Below are 24,165 nucleotides of genomic sequence, written 5' to 3'. Positions count from 1 at the left end.
ATATATAAGTGAATATGAAAAAACTAATCTAACTTCTTAACCAACAACCAAGCATCTTTATTATGCGTTTTCTTGATGGTTCGCAATGCTTTTAAGGCATCGAGTCTACCTTCATAACTGGCATAAACTACTTGATGTAAACCGTATTTGTTTGCGCCTATTTTACGAGCACTAAAACCATCTGTTTTTAGTTGTGATATTTTTTTATCACAGTTTTCTTCAACTCTAAAAGCACCTGCAATAATATGATAATTACCGGTTTGTTTAGTAACATTTAAGGTAATGGCAGGAAGCGGGTTTAAGTTAAAAGTGGCTTGCTGTATTTTAGTATCTAGTTGCTTTGTTGCTGCTTCTTGTGCCAATTGGTTATGTTGTTCAATTTGATTCACATAAAAGTTTGAAGCTACCAAACCACCAACTGTCAATGCTATTAAAGCCACCGCAGCATATTTTAAATAGGGTCTGGTTTTTCGTTTTTCTGGAGTAATAGCAATAGGAATTACTTTTTCTATGTTCTCAACCTTTTCTTTGTAAACTTCACGAGTTACAGATGGCGATACAAATTCTGAAAGCCCAAAAGAATCCGTTAAGTAGTTAAGGTGATAAGATGGCTCAAATAAAATTTTGCCTTCAGTATTAAATTGAATATCACCTATGTTTTTAAAAGTAAGTGTTTCGCCTTGCGTTAAATTAGACTTTAATATTTTAACCCGTTTGGTAATTTTTTTATTTGCAATTTCAAAAGGAATTTTTTCTACATCGGCAATATAATGCGCCAATAAACCGTCATTTTTTTGGATTTGCTCATTAAATGACACTACTTTTTTTGGAGCATGAAACGTGTTTGATGCTTCATCAATAGTGGCAGATACGCTTTGGGTTAAAAATGAGCCAAATTCTGGGATGGTAACACACTCATATCTATAGAGTAAGTCGCTTATGTAGGTTTCTAGTTGCATGAAAACAAAGTTAAAAAATTATGCTTTTATATAAAATTTTGCCTCAATTATTTATTAACACTTTAAAAATTCTTTTATTGCGGTTTTAAAATCAATAAGATAGAATGACAGAAAACGATTTGCTTTACACTTTAGCGTTACAACATGTACCCAATATTGGCGATATTACCGCAAAACGATTAATAGCTCATTGTGGTTCTGCGGAAGCGGTTTTAACAGAAAAGAAGCAAAATCTACTTAAAATTAGTGGTATTGGAATGGTTACCTTAAGCGATTTGTTTAAAACACATCATTTAAGGGAAGCCGAAAAAGAAATTGATTTTATAAAAGAGAATACCATTAAGGTATCTTATTTTGAAGACGAACATTATCCTGATAAGTTAAAACATTGTATTGACGGTCCACTTTTATTATTTCAGTCTGGGCAAATTAATTTAGAAGAACAACACATTATTAGTATTGTTGGTGCTCGAAAAATCACAACAAGTGGTATAGCATTTTGTGAAAATCTGGTTGAACAACTAGCCGTATACAATCCTATAATTGTTTCTGGATTCGCCTATGGAACTGATATTACAGCGCACAAGGCAGCTATGAAACATAACCTGCAAACCATAGGCTGTTTGGCACACGGGCTGAATCAAATTTATCCTAAAGTGCATAAAAAGTATATGGTAGATATGGAGAAAAACGGTGGTTTTTTCACAGACTTTTGGAGTAGCGATACGTTTGATAAAAACAATTTTTTAAAACGAAATAGAGTTATTGCAGGATTAAGCCAGGCAACTATTGTTATAGAATCTGCTGAAAAAGGTGGGAGTTTAGTAACTGCGGATATTGCAAATTCATATAACAGAGATGTATTTGCAGTTCCTGGAAGAACAACGGATAGTCAAAGTGTTGGCTGTAATAATTTGATAAAACATCAAAAAGCACACATGCTTACCACACCTTTGGATGTTCCTTATATTTTGAATTGGCAGTTAGAAGATGATAAAAAACCAGCCATACAAAAACAGTTATTTGTAGAACTAGATGCAACCGAAAAAGTAATTTACAATTATCTAAAAGAAAACGAGAAACAGCAACTTGATATTATAGCATTAAACTGTGGTTTGCCTATTTTTAAAGTATCAGGTACGTTATTAAATATGGAATTAAAAGGGGTAGTGAGGCCGTTACCGGGAAAATTGTTTGAGGTGATTTAATACCCAACCTTCTCCCTTACTCTATTCAAAACACCATTAGCAACCAACTTCGCCTTTTCAGCACCAACTGTTAGGGCTTTGTCAATTTCATTAAGGTTATTCATATAATAATTATAACGCTCTCTAGGTTTAGCAAATGTTTCAATAATCAACTCAAATAACGCTTGTTTGGCGTGTCCGTATCCATAGCCTCCATTTTCGTAATTGGCTTTCATGGTTTCAATTTGATCGTCATTGGCTAATAAACCATAAATAGAAAAACAGTTGCAAGTACTCCAATCTTTGGGGTCTTCTAACGGTGTGCTATCGGTTTGAATGCCCATAATTTGTTTGCGTAGTTTTTTATCATTCAAAAAGATGTTGATGATGTTATTTCTACTTTTGCTCATTTTTTCACCATCCGTTCCAGGAATAAGCTTGGTGTCTTTTTGGACTTCAGCCTTAGGTAATACAAAGGTTTCACCCACTTTAGCATGAAAACGAGAAGCGACATCTCGCGTCATTTCAATATGTTGTTCTTGGTCTTTCCCTACAGGAATGATTTCAGCATCGTATAATAAGATATCTGCCGCCATAAGCATCGGGTAAGTAAACAATCCAGAGTTTACATCTTCTAATCTATCGGCTTTATCTTTAAAACTGTGTGCTAAGGTTAAGCGTTGGTACGGAAAAAAGCAACTTAAATACCAAGATAGTTCAGTTACTTGAGGCACATCACTTTGTCTGTAAAACACTGTTTTTTCGATATCTAAACCAAAAGCTAACCATGTGGCAGCAGTAGAATATGTGTTTTCTCGTAAAACAGCAGCATCTTTAATTTGAGTTAAAGTATGTAGATTTGCGATAAATAAATACGAATCGTTCTCAGGTTTCTCAGCCATTTTAATTGCAGGAATAATGGCTCCTAAAATATTTCCTAAATGTGGTGTTCCTGTACTTTGTATGCCTGTAAGTATTCTTGCCATAATATTACCTGCAAAGGCAGGTATCTCTTTAAGAGTTAAACTAAAGAGGCAAAGGTAATTGTTTTAATAAAATACCTCAATACAATTATGTATTTTTGATACCTGTGATTGTTTTCAAAAATATATTCTGGGTTTTGTATCGCATTTGGTTTTATATACTAATGGCTATACCTATACTCATTCTGTTACCTTTTCTTTTAATTTCTATCATAAAAGAGTCTTGGTATCCATTTTTTTTCAAAATGGCTAGGCTTTGGTCTAAATTCATTTTAATAGGTATGGGTTTTGTGTATCGTGTTAATCGTGAACAAATTCCAGAAGAAAACAAAAGCTATATGTTTATAGCCAATCATACTTCAATGGCAGATATTATGCTCATGCTGGTTTCTGTTCAAAACCCGTTTGTGTTTGTGGGGAAAGCAGAATTAGCTAAAATTCCACTTTTCGGATTCTTCTATAAGCGCACTTGCATACTGGTAGATAGAAGTTCTCCAAGGAGTAGGCAAGCCGTTTTTTTAAGGGCGCAAAAGCGATTAAAAACAGGAGTGAGTATTTGTATTTTTCCCGAAGGCGGTGTGCCCGAAGAACATATTGAGTTAGACGATTTTAAAGATGGTGCATTCAGGTTAGCCATAAACCATAAAATCCCTATTGTACCTATAACATTTGCCGATAATAAAAAACGATTTTCATATACTTTTTTTAGTGGAGGTCCGGGTAGAATGCGTGTTAAAATTCATAAGTTTTTATCTACTGAAGGCTTAACTATTGCCGATACGAAAGCTTTGAATGAAAAAGCTAAAAATATTATTTCTAACCAACTACAAACCTTTGAAGGTTAAAAGGCTGTCAATGGAGGTCTTTTTTTGTCATTAAAATTAATGTTTTGAGTATAATTCCTTAAATTCGCGAACTTATAAGAATCGATAGTAAATGAGCGCGAAATTTCCTGAATATAAAGGACTTGACTTACCAAATGTAGCTAACGAAATACTACAATATTGGCAAGATAACAACATCTTTGAAAAAAGTGTATCTACCCGAGAAGGTAAAGAACCGTACGTGTTTTATGAAGGGCCACCTTCTGCAAACGGACTTCCTGGCGTACACCACGTTTTAGCACGTGCTATTAAAGATATTTTTCCGCGTTACAAAACCATGAAAGGGTACCAAGTAAAGCGAAAAGCGGGTTGGGATACCCATGGTTTGCCTATTGAGTTGGGTGTAGAAAAAGAATTAGGGATTACTAAAGAAGATATTGGTAAAACCATTTCTGTTGAGGATTATAATGCGGCTTGCCGAAAAGCAGTGATGCGTTATACCGATGTTTGGAACGATCTTACTCAAAAAATGGGCTATTGGGTAGATATGGATGATCCATATATTACTTACGAACCAAAATACATGGAAAGTGTTTGGTGGTTGTTAAAGCAGATCTACAATAAAAGTTTGTTGTATAAAGGCTATACCATTCAGCCTTATTCCCCAAAAGCAGGAACAGGTTTAAGTTCGCATGAGTTAAACCAACCAGGCACATATCAAGATGTTACAGACACAACAGCTGTGGCTCAGTTTAAAGCCATTGAAAATACACTTCCAGATTTTTTACAAAATGAAGGTGATATTTATTTTCTAGCATGGACAACTACACCTTGGACGTTGCCTAGTAATACAGCTTTAACTGTTGGACCAAAAATTGATTATGTTTTAGTTGAAACGTATAATCAATATACATTTAAGCCAATTAACGTAGTCTTAGCTAAGAAATTAGTCAACAATCAGTTTTCTGGAAAGTTTAATAAAGTTGAAGTTAGATCTGAATTATTAGCTTATAAAGCTGGCGATAAAAAGATACCATTTTACATTGTAAAAGAATTTATTGGAAAGGATTTAGTAGGAATAAAATACGAGCAATTATTGCAATATGCACTTCCAAACGATAATCCTGAAAATGCCTTTAGAGTTATTACGGGAGATTTCGTTACTACTGAAGACGGTACAGGAATAGTACACACAGCTCCAACTTTTGGACAAGATGATGCTATGGTGGCAAAACAAGCAACACCAGAAGTTCCTCCAATGTTAGTAAAAGATGACGATGGAAACTTAGTGCCATTGGTAGATTTACAGGGACGTTTTCGTCCAGAAATGGGTGAATTTGCTGGTAAGTATGTAAAGAACGAATATTATAATGATGGAGAAGCACCAGAACGTTCTGTAGATGTTGAACTTGCCATCAAATTAAAAGAAGAAAACAAAGCCTTTAAGGTTGAAAAGTATAAACACAGCTATCCAAACTGTTGGAGAACCGATAAACCAATTTTGTATTACCCATTAGATTCTTGGTTTATTAAAGTCACCGATGTTAAGGACCGGATGTATCAGCTAAACGAAACCATAAACTGGAAGCCAAAAGCTACAGGAACAGGACGTTTTGGTAATTGGCTAGCAAATGCTAACGATTGGAATTTATCGCGTTCTAGGTATTGGGGAATCCCGTTGCCAATTTGGAGAACCGAAGACGGTAAAGAAGAAATCTGTATAGGTTCTGTTAAAGAGCTTAAAGCGGAGATGGAAAAGGCAGTTTCAGCAGGTGTTTTAAAAGAAGATATTTTTGCCGATTTTGAAATCGGAAACAATTCCGAAGACAATTACGCCAAAATAGATTTACATAAAAACATCGTTGATGAGGTTATTTTAGTTTCTCCAACGGGGCAGAAAATGTTCCGTGAAAGCGATTTGATAGATGTGTGGTTCGATTCTGGCTCTATGCCTTATGCGCAATGGCATTACCCGTTTGAAAATCAAGATTTAATAGACAAAGGAACTACTTTTCCAGCCGATTTTATTGCTGAAGGTGTTGACCAAACTAGAGGGTGGTTTTATACGCTTCATGCCATTGGAACTATGGTTTTCGATTCTGTAGCTTATAAAAATGTAGTATCTAACGGATTGGTGTTAGATAAAAATGGACAAAAAATGTCCAAACGTTTAGGAAATGCTGTTGACCCATTTGAAACTTTAGGGAATTATGGAGCCGATGCTACGCGTTGGTACATGATTAGTAACGCAAACCCCTGGGATAATTTAAAATTTGATGTTGAAGGCATTGAAGAAGTAAAACGTAAGTTTTTCGGAACGCTTTACAACACTTATTCATTTTTTCAGTTGTATGCCAATCTTGATAATTTTAATTATGGTGAAGCTGACATTCCTTTAAATGAAAGACCAGAAATAGACCGTTGGATACTTTCAGAATTACACACGTTAATTCAAAAAGTAGATGCTTTTTATGCCGATTACGAGCCTACAAGAGCCGCTAGGGCCATTTCAGATTTCACACAAGATTATGTGAGCAACTGGTTTGTGCGTTTAAGTAGAAGGCGTTTTTGGAAAGGCGATTATCAACAAGATAAAATTTCGGCATACCAAACACTTTATACCTGTATGGTAATTATTGCGAAGTTGGGCGCGCCAATTGCGCCATTCTTTATGGATAAACTGTATTTAGATTTAAATAAAGTGACGAAGAAAGAAACTTTTGAGAGCGTTCATTTATCTGAATTTCCAAAATTTGATTCAAATTTTGTTGATAAGTCTCTAGAAAACAAGATGGAAAGTGCTCAGATTATTTCGTCTTTAGTTTTATCGCTAAGAGCAAAAGAAAAGATAAAAGTGCGTCAGCCACTTCAAAAAATCATGATTCCTATAGATAGTGAATCTCAAAAAAATGAAATTTTAGCTGTAGCAGACCTTATAAAATCTGAGGTTAATGTTAAAGAAATTGAAGTTTTAGAAGATGCTTCAGATATTTTGGTCAAACAGATAAAACCAAACTTTAAAGTGTTAGGGCCTCGTTTTGGAAAAGACATGAAGGCTGTTGCTCAACTGGTTAATAACTTTACTTCTGACGATATTAAAAATATCGAGCAAAAAGGTATTTTAGCTGTTGAAATAAACGGGAAAAGTATTATCTTAGAGCGTACAGATGTAGAAATAACCTCTCAGGATATTGAAGGGTGGTTGGTTGCTAATGAAGGGGCTTTAACAGTGGCTTTAGATGTAACGATTACTGATGATTTACGAAAAGAAGGTATAGCAAGAGAGCTGATTAATAGAATTCAAAATTTGCGTAAAGATTCCGGTTTTGAAGTCACAGATAAAATAGATGTAACCTTTCAAAAAGATGAACACATAGTAAAGGCTATAGATGCTAATATTACGTATATTAAGTCAGAAACATTAACAAAAGAATTAGAAATTATAGATAAACTAGAAAATGGTATAGAAATTGCTTTCGACGAGGTAAATACTAAATTGTTTATTCAAAAACATTGAAATTATGATAGAAAATAATGTAAGATACCCAGATGCAGATTTAGCTGAATTTAAAGTGCTTATAAATGAAAAAATTGAAAAAGCGCAACATGATTTAGAGCTTATTAAAAGTGCATATATGAATGACCATAATAACGGAACTGATGATACATCACCAACTTTTAAGGCTTTTGATGAAGGAAGTGCTGTTATGAGTAAGGAATCTAATTCGCAATTGGCCATTCGTCAAGAAAAATTTATTCGCGATTTAAAAAATGCGTTAATTAGAATAGAAAACAAAACTTACGGTGTATGCCGTGTAACCGGAAAGCTAATAAATAAGGAGCGTTTAAAACTGGTACCGCATGCTACATTAAGTATTGAAGCTAAAAATATGCAATAATTTATTTTAATTATATATTTGAAACGTCTCAAAAATATTGAGACGTTTTTTTGTTTGAAACGAAACGTTTTTCAATCGTAATTTTAAAATCGTAAATCGCAATTTCCTTAATGTCATTAAAAAAATCTATAGTCTTAATCATAATCATTTTACTCATCGACCAGATTAGTAAAATATATATTAAAACCAATTTCATGTTACACGAAAGTGTAGATGTATTTAGTTGGTTTAAAATATATTTTATTGAAAATGATGGCATGGCGTGGGGTACAAAAATCAGTGATTTTGTTTCTTTTATTTCTGACAGAACAGCAAAAGTAGCACTTACGTTATTTAGAGTTGTTGCTATATTCGGGATTGGCTATTGGTTATATGATGCTACAAAAAAACAAAGTCCTAAGGTGTTAATATGGGCTATAGCCTTAATATTTGCTGGAGCTTTAGGTAATATTATCGACTCTGTACTTTATGGTGTTTTGTTTGATGATAGTATTAACCAAGTGGCTACATTTTTACCAGAAACAGGTGGGTATGATGCTTTGCTGCATGGGCGCGTAGTAGATATGTTATACTTCCCTTTATTTGAAATAGACCTACCAGAATGGTTTCCTTTTTATGGTGGTAAGCGCTTTAACTTTTTCGAACCCGTTTTTAATATTGCCGATATGGCTATAAGTACTGGTTTTATTATGCTTATTGTGTTTAATAAGAAGGCATTTTCTAAAAAGGATATATAACTAAAACCTGTAAACCTTTCTAGCCGCCACACAATAATCCAACCTGACGTCATTTTCAAAAACATCACTAATTTCATCTTCAGCCTCAAAAAAGGAAAGCCCAATTTTAACAGTTTCAGGTTTACAGTTTGCTAAAAATCGGTCATAAAATCCTTTCCCATAACCCACACGATGGCCTTGTTTGTCAAAGGCTAATAGTGGAATAAAAACCACTTCAATTTTATCATTTGAAATTTCTATACCATCTATAGGTTCAGGAATGTTATACTTGTTTTTCTTTATAACCGTATTATCGGTTAATAGGAAATGTGTCATTTCTCCGGTTACAAAATCACTTTTTGAGATGAGAATATTTTTGTCTTTGCCCGATAAAATATTCAATATATAATCTGTATTTACCTCTTTTTGTTCTTCAATCGCTAAAAAAATATGGTAAAATGAATAATCCCAAACAGGAAGTTTTAATAGCTGATTTGAAATGGCTAAACTCAAATCGTCAATTTGATTTTCAGATAAATTTTTACGGCGTGTTTTATATATTTTACGTAATTCAGCTTTGGTCATAGTCATTTTTATGTTTTCAGATCTGTTCAGGTTTTTAAAACCTGGCAGGTCTTTTTTAATGCTTAAGTTTCGTAGTAATATGAAATAAAGCATCTCCTTGATATACAATTGGAGATTCATTTACATTGATAATATAGCCATCGTTTTGAGCTTTTACAACATAGTTGAGTTTTCCGTAAGGATCTGTAATATTTCCTAAAGTATCTCCTATTTTTACAGCTATTCCTATAAAAGAAGATGCTTTAAACATGCCAGAGTACTTAGCACGAATCCATTTGCTTTCATCAATGAAAAGACTGTCTTTTTTAGGTGCTGATACCGTAAATTTTGAAGATAACATGCCTAAGTGGTGCAAAATACGTTTAGAACCATTAATGCCAGAATTTGTAACCATATCATCAATATGAAAAGATTTTCCGCCTTCAAAAAGTAATAGTGGTTTGGCTAATTTATAGCATGACAATCTAAACGATTTTGATACATTTTTGGAGTATAACACAAATGGGGCGCCGAATACTTTTGCTAAGTCGTTCAATTGCTTGTTCTCGTTTGCAATGCGTAATTGTGGCGCGTTAAACCTGCCAGAACCACCTGTGTGAAAATCTATAATGTAATCTGCGTGAGGGATAATTTCGTTTATTAATTTGTGTGCTACCCTGCTTGCTAAAGAGCCTTTAGAGCTTCCGGGAAACACACGGTTTAAGTCTCGGCCATCTGGAAATTCACGTTTTAAGTTTATAAAGCCAAATATATTGATAACAGGAATACAAATAATAGTGCCACATTTAGGTTTGTTAATGCCTTTTGCTATAAGTTGTCTAACAATCTCAACACCATTAACTTCATCACCATGTATCCCAGCAGTAAATAAAACGGTTGGCCCTGGTTTTTTAGAACGCTCAATAATTATAGGTACATTAACAGTGGTAGCCGTGTGGAGTTTTGCAATATCAAAACTTATTTCTTTGCTTTCGCCAGGATAGATTTTATTGTCTAAAAGCGTTATTATGTTGGTGTTATGTATGGGCATTCTAAACGTTTCGTTCTATATAACGTATTATTGTATTTGCAATATCCTTTTTGGTAGCGGTTTCTATACCTTCAAGACCTGGTGAAGAATTTACCTCTAAAATTAAAGGCCCTCGTGCAGACTGTAGCATATCGACACCGCAAATACCTAGACCTAACGATTTTGCTGATTTTAATGCTGCGTTCTCTTCTTCATCTGTAAGTTGAATAATATCTGCACTACCACCTCTATGTAAGTTAGATCTAAATTCCCCTTCTTTACCTTGCCTTTTCATTGCGCCTACAACATTGCCATCTACCACAAAAGCTCTAATGTCAGCTCCTTTAGATTCTTTTATAAATTCTTGAACTATTACTCTAGCTTGCAGCCCGTTAAAAGCCTCAAGTACTGATTCTGCAGCGTTATTGGTTTCAGCCAAAACAACACCTAAACCTTGTGTGCCTTCTAATAACTTAATGACTAATGGGGCTCCGCCAACATATTTTATCACTTCTGCCACATCTTTAGTGTAATTTGAAAAAACAGTTTTCGGCATGCCTAATCCAGCTCGAGATAAAACTTGTAAACTTCTCAATTTATCACGGGATCTGACCAGAGCTTGGGATTCTACAGTGGAGAATATTTTCATCATTTCAAATTGTCTTACAACAGCTGTTCCATAAAAAGTAACAGAAGCTCCAATACGTGGAATAATGGCATCTATATTTTCCAAAGCCTTCCCTTTGTACAAAATTGCAGGGTTTTTCTTTTCAATAATAATTTCACACTTTAAAGGGTCTATTACTTCTACTGTATGTTTTCGTCGTTTTGCAGCTTCTACAAGTCGTTTTGTTGAATATAAATGAGGGTTTCTTGATAGTATAACGATGTTCATAAATTGGTTTTTATAAGGAATAAATTGGAATATGGATTATTTGGCCAACAGCATTTTTTCTTTAAAAGATACATCTTTTAGATTAACATCTACAATAAATTTTTTCAAGAGAAACCTACGTCCAATTAAAATAGGGTACTTCATGTCATCCCTATCATTTAAAGTGAGATAAATACTGTATTTTTTGTTGAACAAAATTATAGAAGTCTTAACTTTATATCTATTTTGAACAATACCATTGCTGCTTTTAACTTTTGCAGTTGTAAAATTTTTAAAAACTATTTTTTTGCCGTTATAATTTGGGTGTCCCTTATGATAAAACAAACATTTTAAAACACCATCTTCTTCGTAGTATTTATGGCAATGTATTGATGAAGTATAAGCTCCAGTATCAATTTTGCAATCGATATTAAATAAATCTAGCGTAGGAAAATCTACCTTGTCGATTCTTCCAATTGTTTTTTTAGGCATTTTTTAATTAAAATAGTAACGCAAGTTAGCAATAAAGTTAATTTAAAAGGATGTTTTTAATTTAATTTTAATATGATAAAAAATTTAAATAATTACCTTTACAATAATGGACACCCCTGATTTAGAGATACAATTAAAAACCTTACCAAATCAACCTGGGGTTTATCAATATTACGATAAAGAAGGGGTGATTATTTATGTTGGGAAAGCAAAAAATTTAAAAAAACGAGTAAGTTCCTATTTTACCAAAACCCACGAAAATGGTAAAACCCGAGTGTTGGTCAAAAAAATTGTTAACATAAAACACATTGTTGTAGAAACCGAAACCGATGCGCTTTTACTAGAAAACAATTTGATAAAAAAGCATAGACCGCGCTATAATGTGTTGCTTAAAGACGACAAATCATACCCATGGATTTGCATAAAAAAAGAACGTTTCCCTAGAGTGTTTTCTACACGTCGTGTTTTTAAAGATGGTAGCGATTATTTTGGGCCTTACACTAGCGGAAAGACGGTTCACACCTTATTAGATTTAATAAAAGGGTTGTATAGTTTAAGAAATTGTAATTTTAATTTATCTGAAGAAAAAGTAGAAGCAGGAAAATATAAAGTCTGTTTAGAATACCACTTAGGAAACTGTAAAGGTGCTTGCGAAGGTCTGGAAACCGAGGCAGAATACAATGAAAACATCAAAGCCATAAAAGAAATTTTAAAAGGCAATTTTAAAGATTCCTTGTCTCAGTTCAAAATGCAAATGAAACAGTATGCCGAGAACATGCAGTTTGAGGAGGCTCAAAAAATAAAAGAAAAAGTTGCCATTTTAGAAAACTATCAAGCAAAATCTACCATTGTAAATCCTAAAATTAGCAATGTAGATGTGTTTTCTATTATGAGCGACGAGAGTTATGGTTATGTTAACTTTTTACAATTATCGTACGGTTCTATCATCCGTTCGCATACCTTAGAGATTAAAAAGAAATTGGACGAAACCGATTTGCAATTATTAGAACTTGCCATTATAGAAATAAGGCAGCGTTTCAAATCCAATTCCAGAGAAATATATGCGCCTTTTAAGATCGATTTGGGCGAAGATGTAAAAGTGACTGTTCCTAAGCTAGGCGATAAAAAACATATCTTAGATTTATCGCTCAGAAACGCCAAGTATTTTAGAATGGATCGTTTCAAGCAAATGAAAATTGTTGATCCCGACCGACATACCAATCGAATTATGGCACAAATGAAAGTCGATTTAAGGCTTTCTGAAGAACCAAGACATATTGAGTGTTTCGATAATTCAAACATTCAAGGTACGCATCCCGTGGCAGCTTGTGTGGTATTTAAAAACGGAAAACCAAGCAAGAAAGATTACCGCCATTTTAATATCAAAACCGTTGAAGGGCCAGACGATTTCGCTTCTATGGAAGAAGTGGTATATCGCAGATACAAACGATTGCTAGAGGAAGAGCAACCCTTGCCACAACTCATTATTATTGATGGCGGAAAGGGGCAATTGTCATCAGCATTAAAAAGCTTAGATGCTTTAAATTTAAGAGGAAAAATAGCTATTATCGGAATTGCAAAACGTTTGGAAGAATTATTTTACCCAAACGACCCAATTCCCTTATATTTAGATAAGAAAAGCGAAACACTTAAAATAACCCAACAATTACGAAACGAAGCACATCGTTTTGGTATTGAACATCATAGAAATAAGCGAAGTAAAACAGCGTTAAATACTGAGTTAGAAACCATTTCTGGAGTTGGTGAAAAAACGGTTGTAGAATTGCTAAAGCATTTTAAATCAGCTAAACGCGTTGCCAATGCCAAGCTAGATGAATTGGAAGCTGTTGTTGGAGCTTCAAGAGCTGAAAAGGTTTATAATTATTATCATGAGAAGTAAACAGCCTGCGAGGTTTTAAAAACCGTGTAGGGTTTAAACAAAAATGCATATTCCATATTTAAAAACATATAATTACAAAACCAAAATTTGAACATAAAACCCATCATATTAACCCTATTCTTAATCGTTTCACTTTCCGCGAAAGCGCAAAACGAAACACAAGAAAACACCCCAAAAATAGGTTTGGTGTTAAGTGGTGGTGGGGCAAAAGGATTGGCTCATATTGGTGTTTTGAAAGTAATAGATAGTTTAGGTGTTAAAGTAGATTATATTGCAGGAACCAGCATGGGTTCTATAATCGGTGCGTTGTATGCTTCGGGTTATTCGGGTAAACAACTGGATTCTTTATTCCAAGAAATAGATTTTGATAATCTTATTAATGATGCTTTGCCAAGGTCTTCTACGGCATTTAATGAGCGGGATAATATGGAAAAGTATGCTGTAAAATTACCGTTTAATAATTTTAAAATAAAATTGCCGTCAGCATTGTCTAGAGGTCAAAATACTTATAGTTTGTTATTGAAATTATTGTTGCACGTCAATGAAGTTAACGATTTTAGTAAGTTGCCCATTCCGTTTTTTTGTATTGCTACAAATGTTGAAAACGGCAAGCAGGTTATTTTGAGTAAAGGAAATTTAACACAGTCTATCAAGGCAAGTGGTGCGTTGCCATCTTTATTTCAACCTGTGCGTATTAATAACGAGATTTTAATTGATGGTGGCGTGGTAAATAATTACCCAATTGATGAACTTCGGGCAAAAGGCATGGATATTATCATTGGTGTTGATGTGCAAGATGAATTAGCTAATCGTGATGAGTTAACATCAGCTCCAGATGTGTTGATTCAAATAAATAATTTTAGAACCATTAACGACATGAAGTTAAAGGTTAATAAAACAGATATTTATATAAAACCAAATATTAAGGGTTTTAATGTGGTTTCATTTGATGAAGGTTATGATATTATTGATGCAGGTAAATACGCGGCATTGTCTAAACTAAATGCCCTTAGAGAATTGACATTTGAAAAGCCTCTTAGCCAGAAGAAATTAAAACCCAAAAACATAGATAGTTTAAAAATAAACAGTGTTTTTGTAAAAGGCAATGAAAACTATACAAGAGCCTATATTTTAGGAAAACTGAAGCTTAAAAAAGATAAAAAAATCAGTTACAAAGCCTTTAGCAAAGGCATTAACAATTTAGTTGCTACAAATAATTTTGATTCTTTTGAATATGAATTAAAAAACATAAAAAATAAAGAAGGCTATAATCTAATTGCAAGTGTAAATGAATCTAAGGTAAATACATTTTTAAAACTAGGGATGCATTATGACGATTTATATAAGAGTGCGGCACTTATAAACCTAACAAAAAAACGTTTGCTTTTTAATAATGATGTGGCTTCATTAGATATCATTCTCGGTGATAATGTGAGGTATAATTTCGAGTATTTAATTGATAAGGGTTTTTATTGGAGCATAGGTTTAAGGTCTAGATATAATCAATTTGATAAAAATATAAGTGCGCAATTATTACTGGATGACAATCAAATAATAAATACTGGGTTGAATAAGATTGATGTAAAGCTTGAAGATCAAACCAATCAATTTTATGTGCAAACCTTATTTAGAAGAGATTTTGCTTTAAGTATTGGTGCAGAGCACAAGCGCTTAGAAATTCATTCAGAAACTATTTCTGGTAATAATACAAATGACGATTTTCTATTTGAAAAGACTGATTATTTAAGCCTTTTCGGGAATTTAAAATTTGATACTTATGATAATAAATACTTCCCAAAACGAGGTGTGTATTTTAATGGGGATTTAAACATGTATCTTTATGCCTCGGGTTTTGTTGAAGATTTTAAAGATTTTTCGATAGCAAAGGCAGATATGGGCTATGCCTTTAGTGTTTCAGATAAATTAGCATTTAATTTACAAACTCATGGCGGGTTTAAGTTAGGGGATAAATCTACTAGGACATTAGACTTTGCGTTGGGAGGCTATGGCAATGATTTGATTAATAATTTTATTCCTTTCCTGGGTTACGATTTTATTTCACTTACAGGAAATAGTTACGTAAAAGCATCTGTTATTGCGGATTATGAGGTTTTAAAAAAACATCACATTACTTTAGAGGGTAATTGGGCCAATATTGATAATAATATTTTTGATTCTGGCGAGTGGTTTACGCTTCCAGACTATAGAGGCTATGCTTTAGGTTACGCTATTGATACATTTTTAGGGCCAATTCAAGCAAAATATAGTTACTCGCCAGAACAAAAAGCAAGCACTTGGTTTTTTAATATAGGATTCTGGTTTTGACAAAATAATTATAAAACAATTATTTTGTCATGCTGTCCCGAAAGCTTTCGGGATTATTTCAGCATCTCACTTAAAAATACGATATTTGTGTTAATATGAAACTCTTCTGGAAAGACTTATTATCATTTCTACACTATCTCATCAAGAGGAATCCTGAATGAGCATATTTTTGTATCTTTATAAATACTAGTTGTTTAGCGTCTTAAGTTTAGCTTAAGGCCTCTATTATTATTCAATTTTTAAATTTAAAAATATGCCTTTTTACCATAAATTAGGAAACATTCCGCATAAGCGACATATCCAATTTAGAAAGCCAGATGGTAGCTTGTATTACGAGCAATTATTTGGCACTATAGGGTTTGATGGCATGTCCACAAACAGTTACCACGAGCAGCGTCCTACACAGGTAAAGGAAATAAAAAAACAATATAGTGTAGCGCCAAAAATTGCGTTAGCAAACAATATAAAATCGTATCGTTTAAAAGGATTTCAAGTAAAACCAGAAAACGATTTTTTAGAAAGTCGAAAAACGGTATTAATTAATAGTGATTGTGCTATAATTTTGGCCGCACCAAAACAATCCACACAAGATTATTTTTATAAAAACACGGATGCTGATGAACTTATTTTCATCCATAAAGGCAAAGGAAAATTAAGAACACATTTAGGGAATCTAGATTTTAAATACGGCGATTATTTATTAGTGCCACGAGGGATTATTTACAAAATAGATTTTGACACCGAAGACAACAGGCTTTTTATTGTAGAATCTCGCAGACCTATTTATACACCTAAACGTTATAGAAACTGGTTTGGACAATTGTTAGAACATGCGCCATTTTGCGAGCGCGATATTCGTCAACCTCAAGAGTTAGAAACCTATAATGAGTCAGGAGACTTTTTAATTAAAGTGAAAAAGCAAGATGATATTATAGAAATGGTTTACGCGTCCCATCCTTTCGATGTGGTGGGTTACGATGGTTATAACTATCCGTATGCGTTTTCAATACACGATTTTGAGCCTATAACAGGGCGTATTCATCAACCGCCACCAGTACATCAAACTTTTGAAACCGATGCGTTTGTGGTGTGCAGTTTTGTGCCTAGACTTTATGATTATCATCCGCAGTCTATTCCGGCACCTTACAATCACAGCAACATAGATAGCGATGAGGTGCTGTATTATGTAGATGGCGATTTTATGAGTAGAAATGATGTTGATGCAGGTCATATATCGCTGCACCCAGCGGGTATTCCACACGGTCCGCATCCAGGAGCGGCAGAACGAAGTATTGGAAAAACAAAAACCGATGAATTAGCAGTTATGGTTGATACGTTTAAACCTTTAATGGTTACCGAAGAAGCCGTGAAAATAGCTGATGAAGATTATTATAAATCTTGGTTGTAAATCCCTATCCCGATAGCTATCGGTACGCCAAAGGGGACTTTTTAAAACGTTCATTAAAATAATAATTAGAAGCTATTTCCTGCTTTCCGTTGTATCTTTTTTGAAGAAAAATCAAAAAAGGATGCCACTTCAATCAGGGCTAAACATATCAGCAAACTAATAGCTTTATCAAAACAAAATACTCAATTACCCGAGTTGAGTTTCTCCCTCTTGGGGAGATTAAGAGGGGTTTTTTATCATGAGTAAAGACATAAAATCAGTAAACTACGGTTTAGAAAAAATATTTGAAGGCGCACAAGATTTTTTGCCACTTTTAGGAACAGACTATGTAGAATTCTATGTAGGTAATGCAAAACAATCCGCACATTTTTATAAAACAGCATTTGGGTTTCAATCCCTAGCTTATAAAGGTTTGGAAACGGGGTCAAAAGATTCAGTAAGCTATGTATTAAAACAAGATAAAATACGTTTGGTTTTAACCACCCCATTAACCAGTAAATCACCAATAAACGAGCATATTGTAAAACATGGTGATGGTGTAAAAGTCATAGCGCTTTGGGTCGAAGATGCTAGAAAAGCATACCAAGAAACCATAAGCAGAGGGGCCAAGTCATACATGGAACCCATTGTAGAAAAAGATGAATATGGCGAAGTGGTTCGCGCGGGGATTTATACCTACGGCGAAACGGTGCATGTGTTTGTAGAGCGTAAAAACTATAAAGGCGCTTTTTTGCCAGGATATAGAACATGGGAATCAGATTATAACCCAGAGCCAGTAGGTTTAAAATATATAGACCACATGGTTGGCAATGTTGGTTGGGGGCAAATGAATACTTGGGTGAAATGGTATGAAGATGTTATGGGTTTTGAAAACTTCTTGTCTTTTGATGATAAACAAATCCATACGGAATATTCAGCCCTTATGAGTAAAGTAATGAGTAATGGCAACGGACGTATTAAATTCCCAATTAACGAACCTGCCAAGGGTAAGAAAAAATCGCAAATAGAAGAATATCTGGATTTTTACGAAGGCGCAGGTGTACAACATATTGCGGTTGCTACAGATGATATTATAAATGCAGTAAGCCAACTAAAATCAAGAGGGGTTGAGTTTTTATCAACACCACCTGAGGAATATTACAGAGCCGTTCCAGGGCGTTTAGAAGAACATAGTCATAAACTTCAGGAAAATATTGAAGCTTTAAAAAGTTTAGGCATTATGATTGATGCGGATGAAGAAGGCTATCTGCTTCAAATTTTTACTAAACCTGTTGAGGACAGACCAACTCTATTTTTCGAAATTATCCAACGCATGGGTGCAAGGGGTTTTGGAGCAGGAAACTTTAAAGCACTTTTTGAATCCATTGAACGCGAACAAGCTAATAGAGGGACGCTTTAGTTTGTATTTCCTTTAAGGTTTATAAAACCTTGTAGATTTTCAAATATATGTTTTTAGACTTAGACCCTTCAGGTTTCAAAAACCTTAAGGGTCTCTTCTTGCGTTAGCATTTATGCTGATGAGTATCTTCTGCTTCTAATTAATTTAAACTTGTTCCTCCCTTTGTTTTAAAGGGAGAACAATTTCGATTTTATCGAAATTAGGAGGGTTGAAAAATATAAATACCAGAAAGGTTTGTAACTTCCGAACTCTAGTGTTTTAAATCTTGAATGGCCTTTTTTGTATAGGATTAGAAAACGTTATAAGTTTATTACACAGAGGTTCGCTAAGTTTTCACGGAGATTCACAGAGCGGTTTGTGCTGTTTGTAAAATTCTCGGTTTTAATCAAAATCTTAATGTATATTATTGTGTTGGGATTTCTCTGTGAGACACTGTGGTTCTCGGTGTGTCTCTGTGTAATCTTTTGGTAAGATAATTATGAATGGGGTTCTGTATTGCGTTAGAGATTGTAGTGGCGCCCTTTGTGTGCTTAACTATAAATTTGGTTTGAAACTTATTTAAGATATGTAAAAAAAACTTGATGAGATACTGAACAATCCCATAGCTATTGGGAGTCGTAGCGCCATAATTATTCAAGATAAACGGTTAATTTTATAAAACTAGCAGAACAATAACGAACTAAACTGTAGCTAATACAATAAAATTTTTATTTTTGGAACAGTAATTGTAATTTCTTACTCATAACAATAAAATGTACCCTTAGGAAGTTACGTTGTCTATGACCCGAATAAAGGATGAAAAAAACACTACTTATATTAACTGCAATAATAACCATGCAAACGGCTTTTGCCCAGCAAGAATCTGCTTTCGGAGATGGTGAATGGTTTAAATTTAAAATGAGTTATAGCAATTGGCTTAAAGCTGGAAATGCTACACTTACTGTAAAAGATGCCAGTTTAAACAGTAAAGAGGTGTATCATGTAGTTGGTAAAGGTTGGACAACAGGGATGATAAAGTGGTTTTTTAAGGTAAAGGATAGGTATGAAAGCTATTTTGACAAAAATACCATTATGCCTTATAAATTTGTGAGAAATATAGATGAAGGTGGGCATACCAAAGATTTAGAAATAGATTTTGATCAAATAAACAATAAAGCGCACGTACACAACAAAAAACATAAAACTAAAAAGGTTATAGATACCAAGCCTAATATTCAGGATATGGTATCTACATTTTATTATTTGCGGAATAATTTGAATACGGATAGTTTAAAAGTTGGCGATGAAGTGAAGGTTGATATGTTCTTTGATGAAGAAAATTACGGATTTAAATTACAGTATTTAGGTGAAGAAACTATTGAGACTAATTTTGGTGACGTTAAGACTTTAAAATTCAGACCATATGTTATGGCCGGACGTGTTTTTAAGGAAGAAGAAAGTTTAACGCTTTGGGTGTCAAAAGACAAAAATAAAGTACCTTTACGAATTAAAGCAGATTTAGCTGTAGGTTCGCTTAGAGCAGACTTAGAAGCATTTAGAGGATTAAAACACCCTTTCAAAATCGTTGTCAATAAAAAGAAATTTTGAATCCTAAGATATTCAACCAACTCCAAGAAAAATACGAAGCCATCGATCAAGATGTTGATGTGCATTTAGAGGGCTTGCTACATAGTAAACCTATTAATTATTGGGATTATATTCAAACCGATGCTTTATTAAATCTTCAAGTACAACGTACCGTATTCCCAGATGAAATGGTATTTATTATGTACCATCAGGTCAATGAGTTGCTATTTAAAATGGTGCTTTCCGAGATGGACCAAATAGCAAAAAATAACGAAATTGATACCGAAACATTTACAAGTAAAATAATGCGCATTAGCCGTTATTTTGATGTGCTTACCTCTTCGTTTAGTATTATGAAAGATGGTATGGATGTGGATCAGTACAATAAATTTAGAACCACGTTAACTCCAGCTAGTGGTTTTCAAAGTGCGCAATACAGAAAAATTGAGTTTGCTTCAACAGAGCTTATCAATCTTATTGATAAACGTTTTAGAGATACCATCGACAGAAATTCGTCCTATGAAAACGCTTTTGAACACCTATATTGGCAAGCCGCTGGAAAAGATTATAAAACAGGAAAAAAAACCCATACATTATCTGCTTTTGAAGCACGGTATAAGGACGAATTCATTAGATTTACCAAGTTTTATCAATTTAATAATTTATGGGCAAAGTTTAAAACATTGCCCAAAGCATCTCAAGCCAATAAGGATTTGATTAAGGCTATGCGCCATTATGATTACACCGTGAACATAAAATGGGTAATGGCACACTATAATACGGCAAATCATTATTTGAACATTAATGGTAAAACAGCCGAAGCAACAGGAGGAAGTGAATGGGTAAAATACATGCATCCAAAATATCAAAAAAGAATATTTTTTCCAGATTTATGGACAGAGAAAGAAATACAAGATTGGGGAATAGGTCTATAATAGTATTAATACTAGCTCTATGTTTTATGGCTTGCAAAGACGAGCCTAAGCCCATAATTGAGGAAATGGCTGTAGTTGTTGAGGAACCAAAAGAGATTTTGGAATTCGGTTTTAATTTAGAAAACTACACTGTAAAAAGAGATACCATAAGAAAAGGAGATAGCTTTGGTGAAATTCTAGAACGTAATCATGTAGGCTATCCACAAATTTTCAACATTGCTGAAAAAGCAAAAGACACATTTGATATACGACGCCTTCAAATAGGGAAACCATATACGCTCTTATGTACTAAAGATTCCTTAGAACTTCCAAAATGTTTTATATATCAACCTAATTTGGAAGAGTATGTGGTTATAAATTTTCATGACTCCATTCATGCATATACAAGTAGAAAGCCCATTACATATATTGAAAAGACGGCCACTGGCGTTATTACAAGTAATATTTCTGAAACTTTAGAAGAACAAGGCTTAAGCCCGAGGTTAGCCTATAAAATGGCCGATGATATTTATGCTTGGACTATAGATTTTAGACGTCTTCAAAAAGGTGATCGATTTAAAGTTATTTATACCGATAAGTATATTGATGATACCATTTATACTGGGGTGCACAATATAAAAGCGGCTTATTTTGAGCACAACAAAGAGCCTTTTTATGCTTTTGAATTCACCACAGACTCTACAAAAGGTATTATAGATTATTTTAGTGAAGACGCTAAAAATTTACGTCGTGCCTTTTTAAAAGCACCTGTAAAATTTAGCCGGGTGTCATCACGGTATAATTTAAAACGACGTATTGCTGTTTACGGTTTTAAAGTGCGCCCACATAAAGGTACCGATTTTGCAGCAAGAATTGGCACAGAAATTATGGCTACAGCAAATGGAACAGTAACTGAATCTAGACGAAAAGGCGGAAATGGTAATTATGTTAAAATACGCCATAACGCTACTTACGAAACCCAATACCTCCACATGAAAAAGCGAAACGCCAAAGTTGGTCAGTTTGTAAAACAAGGCGATGTTATTGGTTGGGTAGGTATGACTGGTAATACAGGAGGTCCTCATGTGTGCTATCGTTTCTGGAAAAATGGAAAGCAGGTGGATCCATTCAAGCAAAAATTACCAGAAGCTAAGCCCATTTCAGATTCTTTAAAAATAAAATATCTAGACTTTATTAAACCGATTAAAATCCAATTGGATAATATCCATTTTTTGGATGATGTTTTTGAGGATCAAAATCAACCTGAACATATAATAAAACAGAATAATAACCTAATTTCACAAAACCGTTAATTTATGGCATTACCAAGCATAAACCCAACGACTACAGAGTCATGGAAAAAACTTCAAGAGCATTTTGAAAATGTAAAAGATGTTCACATGAAGGATTTATTTGCCAAGGATCAAGACAGAGCAAACAAATTCACTATTAAATGGGATGATTTTTATATGGATTATTCGAAAAATAGAATTACTGATGAGACTTTAAAACATTTACTTCAATTAGCTGACGATGTTAAGCTAAAAGACGCTATTCAAAGTCAGTTTTCAGGCGATATTATAAATCAAACTGAAGGAAGAGCTGTGTTACATACCGCATTAAGAGCGCCAAAGGATGCAGATTTTAAAGTTGATGGTGTAAATGTGATGCCAGAAATATATGAAGTAAAACAAAAGATTGAAAAATTTACTAATGAAGTTGTAAATGGCGATAGAAAAGGGTTTACAGGAAAAGCATTCACAGATGTTGTAAATATTGGTATTGGAGGTTCAGACCTTGGTCCAGCTATGGTTGTAGATTCACTTCAGTATTATAAAAATCATTTAACAACTCACTTTGTTAGTAATGTAGATGGCGACCATGTTAATGAAGTTATCAAAAAACTAGATCCAGAAACAACATTGTTTGTTATTGTTTCTAAAACATTTACAACACAAGAAACACTTTCAAATGCCAATACTTTAAAAGCCTGGTTTTTGAAATCTGCTACCGAAGATGCTATTGCAAAACATTTTGTAGCAGTTTCAACTAATATTAAAAATGTAAAGGCTTTTGGTATTGATGAAAACAATGTTTTCCCAATGTGGGATTGGGTAGGAGGTCGATTTTCGTTGTGGAGTGCCGTTGGCCTAACCGTTAGTTTAGCTGTTGGTTATAATAATTTTGATAGCTTATTGAAAGGCGCTAACAAAATGGACAACCATTTTAAAAATGAAGATTTTGAATCTAATATTCCAGTGGTTTTAGCCTTAATAAGCGTGTGGTATAATAACTTTTTTAAAGCTGAAAGCGAAGCTATTATTCCATATTCTCAATACTTAAATCAGTTTGCCACGTATTTGCAACAAGGCATTATGGAAAGTAATGGTAAAAGTGTCGATAGAAATGGAAAGTCCATAGATTATCAAACAGGAACCATTATTTGGGGAGAGCCAGGAACAAATTCACAACATGCGTTTTTTCAATTAATACACCAAGGTACTAAATTGATTCCAGCAGATTTTATTGGGTTTACAAAATCGTTACATGGTAATCAAGATCATCAAGATAAGTTAATGTCTAACTTTTTAGCACAAACCGAAGCGTTAATGAATGGTAAAACAGAAGCTGAAGTTGTTGCTGAAGGAACTAGTTCTGATATTACCCCATTTAAAGTTTTCAAAGGCAACAAGCCAACAAACACTATTTTTATAAATAAATTATCACCTGAAAGTTTAGGAAAACTAATAGCTATGTACGAGCACAAAATATTTGTACAAGGTATTATTTGGAATATTTTTAGTTATGACCAATTTGGAGTTGAATTAGGGAAACAATTAGCCAGTAAAATTTTACAGGAATTTAATAGTAGCTCAATTAATAAACATGATTCTTCTACAAGTAATTTATTGAATTATTATAAGGAAATGTCTTAAAGCACTTGTGGTTTTTTTAGTAAAACTACCAAAATGCCTCAATATTTTTAATATTGGGGAATTTACTGTTTATAACAATTGTTAAAACTCTTAAGGTTCGACTATATAGAGTCTCTTAACCAGAACCGTCCAGCTACTTCAGTTATATCTGAAAATTATAAAGGTGTAAATAGAGATAATCAAGGCCGT

Annotated in this window: 19 protein-coding genes; 13 read left to right on the top strand and 6 right to left on the bottom strand. The window is 33.7% G+C overall.

Annotation, left to right across the window (positions count from 1 at the left end; genetic code table 11):
• Nucleotides 1-23: 23 nt before the first annotated feature.
• Nucleotides 24-959: an HU domain-containing protein gene (locus tag ABD935_RS06665; RefSeq protein ID WP_345190949.1), complete on the bottom strand. Its 936-nt coding sequence runs from the start codon at nucleotides 957-959 to the stop codon at nucleotides 24-26.
• Between the two features lie 104 nt (nucleotides 960-1,063).
• Between ABD935_RS06665 and dprA the strand changes: the two genes are divergently transcribed.
• Entirely contained in the window at nucleotides 1,064-2,167 is a 1,104-nt protein-coding gene (gene dprA, locus ABD935_RS06660; RefSeq protein ID WP_345190948.1) for a DNA-processing protein DprA, read from the top strand.
• On the opposite strand, the gene trpS is transcribed toward dprA, so the two are convergent.
• Complete coding sequence (gene trpS, locus ABD935_RS06655; protein ID WP_345190947.1) at nucleotides 2,164-3,132, bottom strand: tryptophan--tRNA ligase; 969 nt, start codon at nucleotides 3,130-3,132, stop codon at nucleotides 2,164-2,166. The genes dprA and trpS overlap by 4 nt on opposite strands.
• A gap of 161 nt (nucleotides 3,133-3,293) precedes the next feature.
• Here trpS and ABD935_RS06650 point away from each other — a divergent pair, with 161 nt between their 5' ends.
• From ABD935_RS06650 to ABD935_RS06635, 4 genes are all read left to right on the top strand, one after another.
• Nucleotides 3,294-3,974, top strand: coding sequence for a lysophospholipid acyltransferase family protein (locus ABD935_RS06650; protein WP_345190946.1), 681 nt, complete (start codon nucleotides 3,294-3,296; stop codon nucleotides 3,972-3,974).
• A gap of 91 nt (nucleotides 3,975-4,065) precedes the next feature.
• The gene (gene ileS / locus ABD935_RS06645) at nucleotides 4,066-7,470 is read left to right on the top strand and encodes an isoleucine--tRNA ligase (RefSeq protein WP_345190944.1); all 3,405 of its coding nucleotides are present in this window, start codon (nucleotides 4,066-4,068) and stop codon (nucleotides 7,468-7,470) included.
• Nucleotides 7,471-7,474: 4 nt separating this feature from the next.
• Entirely contained in the window at nucleotides 7,475-7,852 is a 378-nt protein-coding gene (locus ABD935_RS06640) for a TraR/DksA family transcriptional regulator (protein ID WP_345190942.1), read from the top strand.
• A 110-nt stretch (nucleotides 7,853-7,962) separates the two neighbouring features.
• Nucleotides 7,963-8,589, top strand: coding sequence for a lipoprotein signal peptidase (locus tag ABD935_RS06635; RefSeq protein WP_345190940.1), 627 nt, complete (start codon nucleotides 7,963-7,965; stop codon nucleotides 8,587-8,589).
• Here ABD935_RS06635 and ABD935_RS06630 read toward each other — a convergent pair whose 3' ends face one another.
• From ABD935_RS06630 to ABD935_RS06615, 4 genes are read right to left on the bottom strand one after another with little or no spacing between them, the layout of a single operon-like run.
• On the bottom strand, nucleotides 8,590-9,153 hold the full coding sequence (locus ABD935_RS06630; protein WP_345191146.1) for a 5-formyltetrahydrofolate cyclo-ligase: 564 nt from the start codon (nucleotides 9,151-9,153) through the stop codon (nucleotides 8,590-8,592). It abuts the gene before it with no gap.
• Nucleotides 9,154-9,208: 55 nt separating this feature from the next.
• A complete protein-coding gene (locus tag ABD935_RS06625; protein WP_345190939.1) occupies nucleotides 9,209-10,183 on the bottom strand; it encodes a succinylglutamate desuccinylase/aspartoacylase family protein in 975 nt (324 codons plus the stop codon).
• Nucleotide 10,184: 1 nt separating this feature from the next.
• Nucleotides 10,185-11,057, bottom strand: a complete 873-nt coding sequence (gene rimK / locus ABD935_RS06620) for a 30S ribosomal protein S6--L-glutamate ligase (protein ID WP_345190938.1) — start codon at nucleotides 11,055-11,057, stop codon at nucleotides 10,185-10,187.
• Nucleotides 11,058-11,093: 36 nt separating this feature from the next.
• Complete coding sequence (locus tag ABD935_RS06615; protein WP_345190937.1) at nucleotides 11,094-11,528, bottom strand: ATP-dependent zinc protease family protein; 435 nt, start codon at nucleotides 11,526-11,528, stop codon at nucleotides 11,094-11,096.
• A 106-nt stretch (nucleotides 11,529-11,634) separates the two neighbouring features.
• On the opposite strand from ABD935_RS06615, the gene uvrC reads away from it, so the two are divergent.
• The 8 genes from uvrC to pgi all read left to right on the top strand — a co-directional run bounded on the left by uvrC (nucleotide 11,635) and on the right by pgi (nucleotide 23,976).
• A complete protein-coding gene (uvrC, locus tag ABD935_RS06610) occupies nucleotides 11,635-13,428 on the top strand; it encodes an excinuclease ABC subunit UvrC (protein ID WP_345190935.1) in 1,794 nt (597 codons plus the stop codon).
• A 93-nt stretch (nucleotides 13,429-13,521) separates the two neighbouring features.
• Nucleotides 13,522-15,753, top strand: coding sequence for a patatin-like phospholipase family protein (locus tag ABD935_RS06605; protein ID WP_425550205.1), 2,232 nt, complete (start codon nucleotides 13,522-13,524; stop codon nucleotides 15,751-15,753).
• A gap of 253 nt (nucleotides 15,754-16,006) precedes the next feature.
• On the top strand, nucleotides 16,007-17,161 hold the full coding sequence (locus ABD935_RS06600) for a homogentisate 1,2-dioxygenase (protein WP_345190933.1): 1,155 nt from the start codon (nucleotides 16,007-16,009) through the stop codon (nucleotides 17,159-17,161).
• Between the two features lie 238 nt (nucleotides 17,162-17,399).
• Nucleotides 17,400-18,560 carry a 4-hydroxyphenylpyruvate dioxygenase gene (hppD, locus tag ABD935_RS06595; RefSeq protein ID WP_345190932.1) on the top strand — a complete coding sequence of 387 codons (1,161 nt, stop codon included), beginning with the start codon at nucleotides 17,400-17,402 and terminating at the stop codon, nucleotides 18,558-18,560.
• A gap of 795 nt (nucleotides 18,561-19,355) precedes the next feature.
• Nucleotides 19,356-20,147, top strand: coding sequence for a DUF3108 domain-containing protein (locus tag ABD935_RS06590; RefSeq protein ID WP_345190931.1), 792 nt, complete (start codon nucleotides 19,356-19,358; stop codon nucleotides 20,145-20,147).
• Nucleotides 20,144-21,061 (top strand): tryptophan 2,3-dioxygenase family protein, encoded by a 918-nt coding sequence (locus ABD935_RS06585; protein WP_345190930.1) that lies wholly within the window; start codon nucleotides 20,144-20,146, stop codon nucleotides 21,059-21,061. The genes ABD935_RS06590 and ABD935_RS06585 overlap by 4 nt, the downstream gene beginning before the upstream one ends.
• Nucleotides 21,062-21,087: 26 nt before the next feature.
• Nucleotides 21,088-22,353: a peptidoglycan DD-metalloendopeptidase family protein gene (locus tag ABD935_RS06580; RefSeq protein ID WP_345190928.1), complete on the top strand. Its 1,266-nt coding sequence runs from the start codon at nucleotides 21,088-21,090 to the stop codon at nucleotides 22,351-22,353.
• A 3-nt stretch (nucleotides 22,354-22,356) separates the two neighbouring features.
• On the top strand, nucleotides 22,357-23,976 hold the full coding sequence (gene pgi, locus ABD935_RS06575) for a glucose-6-phosphate isomerase (protein ID WP_345190927.1): 1,620 nt from the start codon (nucleotides 22,357-22,359) through the stop codon (nucleotides 23,974-23,976).
• The last annotated feature ends 189 nt before the right edge of the window (nucleotides 23,977-24,165 follow it).

It is taken from the genome of Algibacter agarivorans, from assembly GCF_039543245.1.
In the GTDB taxonomy this organism is placed as follows: domain Bacteria; phylum Bacteroidota; class Bacteroidia; order Flavobacteriales; family Flavobacteriaceae; genus Algibacter_G; species Algibacter_G agarivorans.
Note: the sequence above shows the minus strand (reverse complement) of the source record. Positions and strands in the feature narration are given on the sequence as shown.

Excerpts from the sequence above, each read along its gene's own strand:
- ABD935_RS06665 (WP_345190949.1), bottom strand. The coding sequence starts at position 959 with ATGCAACTAGAAACCTACATAAGCGACTTACTCTATAGATATGAGTGT.
- dprA (WP_345190948.1), top strand. The coding sequence starts at position 1,064 with ATGACAGAAAACGATTTGCTTTACACTTTAGCGTTACAACATGTACCC.
- trpS (WP_345190947.1), bottom strand. The coding sequence starts at position 3,132 with ATGGCAAGAATACTTACAGGCATACAAAGTACAGGAACACCACATTTA.
- ABD935_RS06650 (WP_345190946.1), top strand. The coding sequence starts at position 3,294 with ATGGCTATACCTATACTCATTCTGTTACCTTTTCTTTTAATTTCTATC.
- ileS (WP_345190944.1), top strand. The coding sequence starts at position 4,066 with ATGAGCGCGAAATTTCCTGAATATAAAGGACTTGACTTACCAAATGTA.
- ABD935_RS06640 (WP_345190942.1), top strand. The coding sequence starts at position 7,475 with ATGATAGAAAATAATGTAAGATACCCAGATGCAGATTTAGCTGAATTT.
- ABD935_RS06635 (WP_345190940.1), top strand. The coding sequence starts at position 7,963 with ATGTCATTAAAAAAATCTATAGTCTTAATCATAATCATTTTACTCATC.
- ABD935_RS06630 (WP_345191146.1), bottom strand. The coding sequence starts at position 9,153 with ATGACCAAAGCTGAATTACGTAAAATATATAAAACACGCCGTAAAAAT.
- ABD935_RS06625 (WP_345190939.1), bottom strand. The coding sequence starts at position 10,183 with ATGCCCATACATAACACCAACATAATAACGCTTTTAGACAATAAAATC.
- rimK (WP_345190938.1), bottom strand. The coding sequence starts at position 11,057 with ATGAACATCGTTATACTATCAAGAAACCCTCATTTATATTCAACAAAA.
- ABD935_RS06615 (WP_345190937.1), bottom strand. The coding sequence starts at position 11,528 with ATGCCTAAAAAAACAATTGGAAGAATCGACAAGGTAGATTTTCCTACG.
- uvrC (WP_345190935.1), top strand. The coding sequence starts at position 11,635 with ATGGACACCCCTGATTTAGAGATACAATTAAAAACCTTACCAAATCAA.
- ABD935_RS06600 (WP_345190933.1), top strand. The coding sequence starts at position 16,007 with ATGCCTTTTTACCATAAATTAGGAAACATTCCGCATAAGCGACATATC.
- hppD (WP_345190932.1), top strand. The coding sequence starts at position 17,400 with ATGAGTAAAGACATAAAATCAGTAAACTACGGTTTAGAAAAAATATTT.
- ABD935_RS06590 (WP_345190931.1), top strand. The coding sequence starts at position 19,356 with ATGAAAAAAACACTACTTATATTAACTGCAATAATAACCATGCAAACG.
- ABD935_RS06580 (WP_345190928.1), top strand. The coding sequence starts at position 21,088 with ATGGCTTGCAAAGACGAGCCTAAGCCCATAATTGAGGAAATGGCTGTA.
- pgi (WP_345190927.1), top strand. The coding sequence starts at position 22,357 with ATGGCATTACCAAGCATAAACCCAACGACTACAGAGTCATGGAAAAAA.